This window comes from Streptomyces sp. MBT65 (assembly GCF_016612545.1).
Taxonomy (GTDB): Bacteria; Actinomycetota; Actinomycetes; order Streptomycetales; family Streptomycetaceae; genus Streptomyces.
In genome coordinates this window covers 1-6,889 of the sequence record NZ_JAENRY010000374.1, presented here as the reverse complement: position 1 = coordinate 6,889, position 6,889 = coordinate 1, and the positions used below count along the sequence as shown (strand labels likewise).

Annotated in this window: 8 protein-coding genes; 4 read left to right on the top strand and 4 right to left on the bottom strand. The window is 69.3% G+C overall.

Translation table 11 applies throughout. The annotated features are described in order from the left end of the window. Positions 1 to 237 (bottom strand): GntR family transcriptional regulator (locus JHN63_RS45120; protein WP_200690943.1); only part of this gene is annotated, 237 nt, incomplete at its 3' end. Positions 238 to 440: 203 nt separating this feature from the next. On the opposite strand from JHN63_RS45120, the gene JHN63_RS45115 reads away from it, so the two are divergent. The 3 genes from JHN63_RS45115 (at position 441) to JHN63_RS45105 (ending at position 3,856) form a co-directional block, all read left to right on the top strand. Continuing rightward, positions 441 to 1,913, top strand: coding sequence for an NCS1 family nucleobase:cation symporter-1 (locus JHN63_RS45115; protein ID WP_200690942.1), 1,473 nt, complete (start codon positions 441 to 443; stop codon positions 1,911 to 1,913). 5 nt (positions 1,914 to 1,918) lie between these two features. Further along, the gene (locus JHN63_RS45110; protein WP_200690941.1) at positions 1,919 to 2,638 is read left to right on the top strand and encodes an aspartate/glutamate racemase family protein; all 720 of its coding nucleotides are present in this window, start codon (positions 1,919 to 1,921) and stop codon (positions 2,636 to 2,638) included. Between the two features lie 270 nt (positions 2,639 to 2,908). Then, complete coding sequence (locus JHN63_RS45105) at positions 2,909 to 3,856, top strand: glycoside hydrolase family 6 protein (protein WP_200690940.1); 948 nt, start codon at positions 2,909 to 2,911, stop codon at positions 3,854 to 3,856. A gap of 1 nt (position 3,857) precedes the next feature. On the opposite strand, the gene JHN63_RS45100 is transcribed toward JHN63_RS45105, so the two are convergent. From JHN63_RS45100 to JHN63_RS45090, 3 genes are all read right to left on the bottom strand, one after another. Continuing rightward, positions 3,858 to 4,343: a GNAT family N-acetyltransferase gene (locus JHN63_RS45100; RefSeq protein WP_200690939.1), complete on the bottom strand. Its 486-nt coding sequence runs from the start codon at positions 4,341 to 4,343 to the stop codon at positions 3,858 to 3,860. Then, entirely contained in the window at positions 4,340 to 4,756 is a 417-nt protein-coding gene (locus JHN63_RS45095; RefSeq protein WP_200690938.1) for a RidA family protein, read from the bottom strand. The genes JHN63_RS45100 and JHN63_RS45095 overlap by 4 nt, the downstream gene beginning before the upstream one ends. A 148-nt stretch (positions 4,757 to 4,904) precedes the next feature. After that, positions 4,905 to 5,444: a hypothetical protein gene (locus tag JHN63_RS45090; protein WP_200690937.1), complete on the bottom strand. Its 540-nt coding sequence runs from the start codon at positions 5,442 to 5,444 to the stop codon at positions 4,905 to 4,907. Positions 5,445 to 5,727: 283 nt separating this feature from the next. Between JHN63_RS45090 and JHN63_RS45085 the strand changes: the two genes are divergently transcribed. Then, positions 5,728 to 6,459, top strand: coding sequence for a hypothetical protein (locus JHN63_RS45085; protein WP_200690936.1), 732 nt, complete (start codon positions 5,728 to 5,730; stop codon positions 6,457 to 6,459). Positions 6,460 to 6,889 lie beyond the last annotated feature (430 nt).

Here is a 6,889-nt window from a genome sequence, read left to right as displayed (position 1 = left end):
CAGCCGCCGTACGACCGTGCGGCGCGCCGACTCGAACAGGACGAAGCCCTCCGCGACCAGGGCGCGGATCGCCTCCCGGACCGGCACCCGCGAGACCCCGAAGCGCTCGGCCAGCTCGCGCTCCACCAGCCGGTCTCCGGGGCGGAGGCGACCGGCGATGATGTCCTGCCGCAGGGTGGCCAGGACGCGCTCGCGCACCGCTCCGAGGGGTTCGATCTTCGCTGTCGTGGAGCTCATGGGGCCATCTTCGCCGACTCCGGGCGTCTTTTACGGAGCGTTAACAGGGGTGACATCGGTCGGAACGGTTGACGGGAGGACCATGACGGCAGTTTGGTATACCAAACGACACCGGAAGTCGTCCCGTCTCCTCCCGTCTCCTCCCGTCCTCCACCCCCCCAACGCCCTCCGCGCTCTTCCGTCCCCTCGCCCTGGAGGCCCCCGTGTCCCTCGCCGACCGTGCCGAAGTCACCGGCACACCAGCGTTCGTCCCCGACCCACGGCTCACCAACGAAGACCTCGCCCCCGCCGACAAGCGCAACTGGAAGGTCTTCGACCTCTTCGCCATGTGGATGTCGGACGTCCACAACCTCGGCAACTACACGTTCGCCGCAGGCCTGTTGGTCCTCGGCATGAACGTCTGGCAGGTCTTCACCTCGCTGCTCGTCGGCTTCGTGCTCATCTACGTCGGCATGAACTGGATGGGGAAGATCGGGCAGGCGCACGGCGTCCCGTTCCCGGTCGTCAGCCGCATCAGCTTCGGCGTCTGGGGCGCCAACATCCCGGCCCTCATCCGGGCCGTGATCGCCATCATGTGGTACGGCATCCAGACCTACCTCGCCTCCGTCGCCGTCAACGTGATGCTGCTGGCCGCCTGGCCGGGCCTGGAGTCCTGGACTCACCACTCCTTCCTGGGACTTGACGCCCTCGGCTGGATGTCCTTCGTGTCGCTGTGGCTGATCCAGGCGGTGATCATCAGTCAGGGCATGGAATCCGTACGGAAGTTCCAGGACTTCTGCGGCCCCGCGATCTGGCTGGTGATGATCGCGCTGGCCATCTGGGTGCTGTCCAAGGCGGGTTGGAGCATCTCGCTCACCTCCACCCCGCACCCGGTCTCGTTCGGCGAGCAGTGGCGGCAGTGGTTCGGCGCGATCGGCCTGATCCTCGCGACGTACGGCACGCTGATGCTCAACTTCTGCGACTTCTCGCGCTTCGCACCGGACGAACGCACCGTCCGCCGCGGCAACTTCTGGGGCCTGCCCATCAACTCCACGGCGTTCGTGGTCGTGTCGGTGATCGTCACGGCCGGTTCGCTGGAGGTCTGGGGCCAAGCCATCACCGACCCGGCCGAGTTGGTGGCCAAGGTCGGCAACACCTGGGTGATGGTGCTGGGCGCGCTGACGTTCGCCGTCGCCACCATGGGCGTCAACATCGTCGCCAACTTCGTCTCACCGGCGTACGACCTGGCCAACGTCTGGCCGCAGAAGATCACGTTCAAGATCGGCGGCATGATCAGCACGGTTGCCGCACTGGTCGTCACGCCGTGGAACCTCTTCTCGAACCCGACCGTCGTCAACTACTTCCTCGGCGGCCTGGGCGCCTTCCTGGGCCCGCTGTTCGGCGTGATCATGATCGACTACTACTGGGTCAAGCGCGGCCGGGTCGACGTACAGGAACTCTTCGACGCGACCCCCGGCTCCCGCTACTACTACAGGAAGGGCGTCAACCCCAAGGCACTGTGGGCGTTCCTGCCCTCGGCGGCGGTCGCGGCCGTACTCGCCCTGGTGAAGACGTTCAGCGATGTCGCCCCGTACTCGTGGTTCGTCGGTACGGCCCTGGGCGCCGGCCTGTACCTGCTGATCTGCCGCACCGACCGAGCCGCCGCCGAGCCCGCCCCCGAGCCGGTGGAGGTCTGAGCGGAGTGCGCATCGTCGTCACCAACTGCAACACCACGCAGGAGATGACCGAGGAGATCGTACGAGGTGCCCGGGCCGCCGCAGGCCCGGGCACCACCGTGATCGGGCTCACCCCCACGTGGGGCCCCGAGTCCGCGGAGGGCTGGCTCGACAGCTACCTCTCGGCCGCGGCCGTCATGGACCTGCTGCGGACCTACGACGGCCCGCCCTACGACGCCGTCGTCATGGCCGGCTTCGGGGAGCACGGGCGGGAAGGCGTCCGGGAGTTGGTGGACGTACCGGTCGTCGACATCACCGAGGCCGCCGCCCACCTGGCCTGTCTGCTGGGCCGACGGTACGGCGTCGTCACCACGCTGGAACGGTCCTGCGGCCAGATCGAGGACAGCCTGGAGCTGGCGGGGGTCGGCCGGAACTGCGCGGCCGTGGTGGGAACCGGGCTGAGCGTCCTCGACCTCGGCGGCGACGAGGACCGTACGCGGGCGGCATTCCTCGCGGCGGCGGAACGGGCGTGCGCGGCCGGCGCCGAGGTGCTGGTGCTGGGCTGCGCCGGGATGACGGGCCTGCAGCGGGCGGTGGGGGAGAAGCTGGGGTTGCCGGTGGTCGACGGGGTCGGGGCGGCGGTGAAGCTGGCGGAGTCGCTGGTGGGGTTGGGACTGAGGACGAGCAGGGCGGGGAGCTATGCGACTCCGGTGCCGAAGAAACGGACCTGGGGTGGTGGCTCTTAGGGGTGCGGGGCTGTATCGATGTGCGGCTCCGCGGGGTGGGCGCGACCGGCCACGACGGCGCAGCAGCCGCCGGACGACACCATGCATCCTTCCCCCGTAGCCCGTAGCCCGTAGCCCGTAGCCCGTAGCCCGTAGCCCGTAGCCGGTAGCGCGCACTCGCATCCGTCAGGGTGATCTTGTGTCGCTCGGATCAGCGGTGCGCCGAGGTAAGGACCAGGCACCCCGCACACTCCGGAAGGACGAGTCGCCCCCGGCGAGAACGGAGCCCCCTTGCCCAGACCGGTATCACGCGCCCTCCTCGCCACCCTCCTCACCGGACTCTGCTGCGCGGGGGCGACGCACGACGAACCGGAACCGTTCTGGACCGCCCCCGACTCCCGGGCCGCCCAACAGGCAGCCATCTGGCGCGAGTCCGGCCGCACGACGGACGCCGCCCTGATGGACCGCATCGCCACCAGACCCGAGGCCGAGTGGCTCAACGGCCCCCACCCCGGCCCACTCGTCCGCGCCCGCACCACCACCGCCACCCGCGCGGGACAGATCGCCGTCCTCGTGGCGTACTACATCCCGAACCGCGACTGCGGTCAGTACTCCCTCGGCGGCGCCCCCACCTCGGCCGCCTACCGCGCCTGGATCGACGAGTTCGCGACCGCGCTCGGCGACCGGGGCGCCTACGTGATCGTCGAACCGGACGCGGTGGCCCAGGTGGTGGCCGGCTGTACCCGGGTGGTCGCGCGGGAGCGCTACGCGCTGCTCGCCCACGCCGTCGACCGACTCAAACTCCAGCCGCACACGCATGTCTACCTCGACGCGGGCAACTCCGGTTGGATCCCCGAGGCCTGGCGACTGGTCGACGCGCTCAAGGCGTCCGGGGTCGCCGGTGCCGACGGCGTCGCGCTGAACGTCGCCAACTATCAGACGGACAAGGCGAGTTCGACGTACGGTGACCAGCTCTCCAAGGACCTCGCCGGCAAGCACTACGTCATCGACACCAGCCGCAACGGCAACGGCCCCTACGCCGGCACCGACGGGTGGTGCAATCCACCCGGCCGCGCGCTCGGCACCCCGCCGACGACCCGCACGGACAACCCCCTCCTCGACGCCTACCTCTGGATCAAACGCCCCGGCGAGTCCGACGGCACCTGCCGGGGCGGCCCGGCGGCGGGCCGATGGTGGCCGTCGTACGCCCTGGAACTTGCCCGCAACGCCCGCCCCTGACCTACGACTTGGGCTGCCACACATACCGCACGTCCGGCTCCCGCTCCTCGTTGCCGCCGCCGTCCGTGAACTCGACGGCGACGAAGCCGTGGCGCTCGTAGAACCGGTGGGCGGGCTTGTTGACCTGGAACGTCCACAAGTGAAGCCCCCGCGGACTCCGTTCCTTCGCGAGCCCGACGAACCGGTCCCCGAGGCCGCGCCCGCGCCAGTCCGGGTCGAGGTACAACTGGGACAGCTCGTCACCGTCGACGACCATCAGCCCCACGATCCCGCCACCGTCCCCCGCATCGGCCACCCAGACGTCGCGCAGCGGCACGACGACGTCCCGGAAGTAGTCGCGCACGTCGTCGGCGGACCGAGGACTGACGACGGTGGGCAAGGCGGCGGCGAACGAACGCAGCCATACGTCGGCGGCGGGGCGCGCGTCTGGAGCGGTGGCGCGGCGGAGCGTGACGACGGTCTCGGACTCGGCCGACTCGGTGCTCATGGCTGCGCCACCTCTTCCGGTACGACAGCAGTCGCCGTGATCTCCACGAGCTGGCCGGTGTACCCGAGGCAGGCGACTCCGACGAGCGTGGACGAGTGCGGCCCCACGCTGAGCCCGGACGCCTCGACCACCTCCCATACGGCTGACAACACCGAGGGTTCGCTGCTGACGACGTACACGTCCGTCGCCACGACATGCCCCAAGTCGCTGCCGACCGCCCGCAGTTGCTCACCCAGATTCGCGAGCACCTGCTGGGCCTGCCGCACCGCGTCCCCCACGCCGACCACCTTGCCGTCGGCGTCGAGCGGGACGGCCCCGGCGAGGAAGGCGAGCTTCGTACCGGCTTCGACGACGGTGGCGTGGGAGTAGGTGGGTGGGGGGAAAAGGGAGGGGGCGGTGACGCGTTCGAGCACGGGGTCTCCCAGGGATCGGACAAATGATCGTTGGTGATTGGTGATTGGTGATTGGTGATCGGCCGTCGGCGATTGATAGTTGGCGCAAGGCGGGCGTCAGCCGACCATGTGGATGCCGGCGCCCGCATCCGAATTTCCGCTCGGCCGGTCAATCCGGAGGCGGACCGCCTTCCCGCCCGGACAACTGGCGTTCGCACTCCCGCGCAAGGAACGGATACGCCTCGGCGATCGCGCCGTAGACCCGCCGCCGGAGCGACTCCTCGGCGGCGGCCCACCCGGCACCTCCGTACAGCCCGTCCAACAACTCTTCGTGGCGCGCCAGTTGGTGCTGCAGCCAGTCGACCTTCCACCGGTCGAGCGCGCCGGGATCGGCACTCCCGACCGAGCCGACCGCACCGTCCCGCCGATCGCGGTACTCGACCGCCAGCGCCGCCAACTCGCGTGGAGCCAGCCGCGGTACGTCGATCGGCGCGGCCGCGATCCGCGCCAGTACCTCCCGCAGCCTGCGCCGAGCGACGACCCGCGCCGCCGCGGACCGCCGTACGGCAGCCGCCGTCACCGCCCGGAACTCCGCGCTCCGCTCGGCGGCCTCGACGCGCTCGACGCAGTACAGCCGAATCCGCGGAGCCGCCCGAGAGTACGGATTGACCCGGAACAGATCGGGTTCGCCGAGCAGTTGACCCACCATCCCGGCTGTCCATCCCCGCGCGCGCAACCCGGCGGCCGACAGATGCGTACGAGCGGCGTGTGTGTGGCCGCCGCCTGCCGATCCCTGCGCCTGCCCCTGCCCCTGCCCACTCTCATTCGTCTCGTGCGCTGCTGTCATCGACCGCTCCCCCGTGGTGACTCTCAGTGACCACTCCAGTGAAGCGCACGCCACTGACAATCGGTCCGAGGCTCTGTGGCCCTCGGTGGTCGCCGGCCGAATAACCTTTGGGGAAACGGAAGTTTTCGCTGCTACGGTCACTCCCGTGGCGAAACTCAATCAGATCATCGCAGTGGAGAAGGGCGTCAAGTCCAAGGCCCACCAGGACCTGACGGCGGCTCATCACGGGCTGCAGAAGCCGGCGTTGCTGGCCGGTATCTCGCGGACGTATCAGCCCAAGGACGAGGAGGGCGAGCAGTTGCCGCCCGAGTCGACCCGGGTGCAGGTGCAGGCCGAGGACGTGTTGCGGGAGACCGCGGCCACCCTGTCACGGTTGTTCGATGTGACCGCCACGAAGGACTGGGCCAACTGTGCGGCGCGGGCGGACGTGACCGTCGACGGGCGGGTGCTCGTCGCCGATGTCCCGGTGTCCTATCTGCTGTTCCTGGAAAAGCAGTTGGTCGACCTCACCACGTTCGTACGGAAGCTCCCGCTGCTCGACGCGTCCGAGTCCTGGGTGCAGGACCCGTCGACCGACGCGTGGAAGACGGAGCCCGTGCGGACGCTGCGGACCAAGAAGGTGCCGCGCAACCATGTGAAGGCGGAGGCGACCGACAAGCACCCCGCTCAGGTCGAGGTGTACTACGAGGACATTCCCGTCGGTTACTGGACGACCGTGAAGTTCTCGGGTGCCCTTCCCGCCCGCCGTGTCAACGAACTCCTCGACCGCGTCGAGAAGTTGCAGCAGGCCGTGAAGTTCGCCCGCGAGGAGGCGAACGGCTCCGACGTCGTCGACCAGCGTGTCGGTGATGCCGTGTTCGGCTACCTGTTCGGGTAGTCTTCCAGACTCCCCGGTCCTCAGTGACCGGGGTGCGCGAGGAGCGCAAAGCTGAAACTGAAGCTTGTCGTGACGGCACGGTCGGGACACTGAATCCCGCCCGTGATCAATCTCAGACTCTCGCTCCAGACTCAGCATTCGCCGCCGATCGCCGGATCGACCGGGCCCAGGCCCCGGACGTCGAAATGCCGGTTCAAGTCCGGTCCGCACAGCTCGATGTGTGGTGGTCCAAAGGCAGGACGCGACGACATCATGACTGACCTGGGTCCTCAAGCGTGCCGGCGTGCCGCATGGGCGGCATCACAGGGTCCGGGGGCAGGCTACGCCCCCGGATCCGCTCCATTTCCGGGCCCGCCCAGCCCTTGCCCGGCCTTCGTCCGGTCCCCTCCGGAGCCCTCGCCAGCCTTCTCTCGCCCCGTCCCCCCCGTTG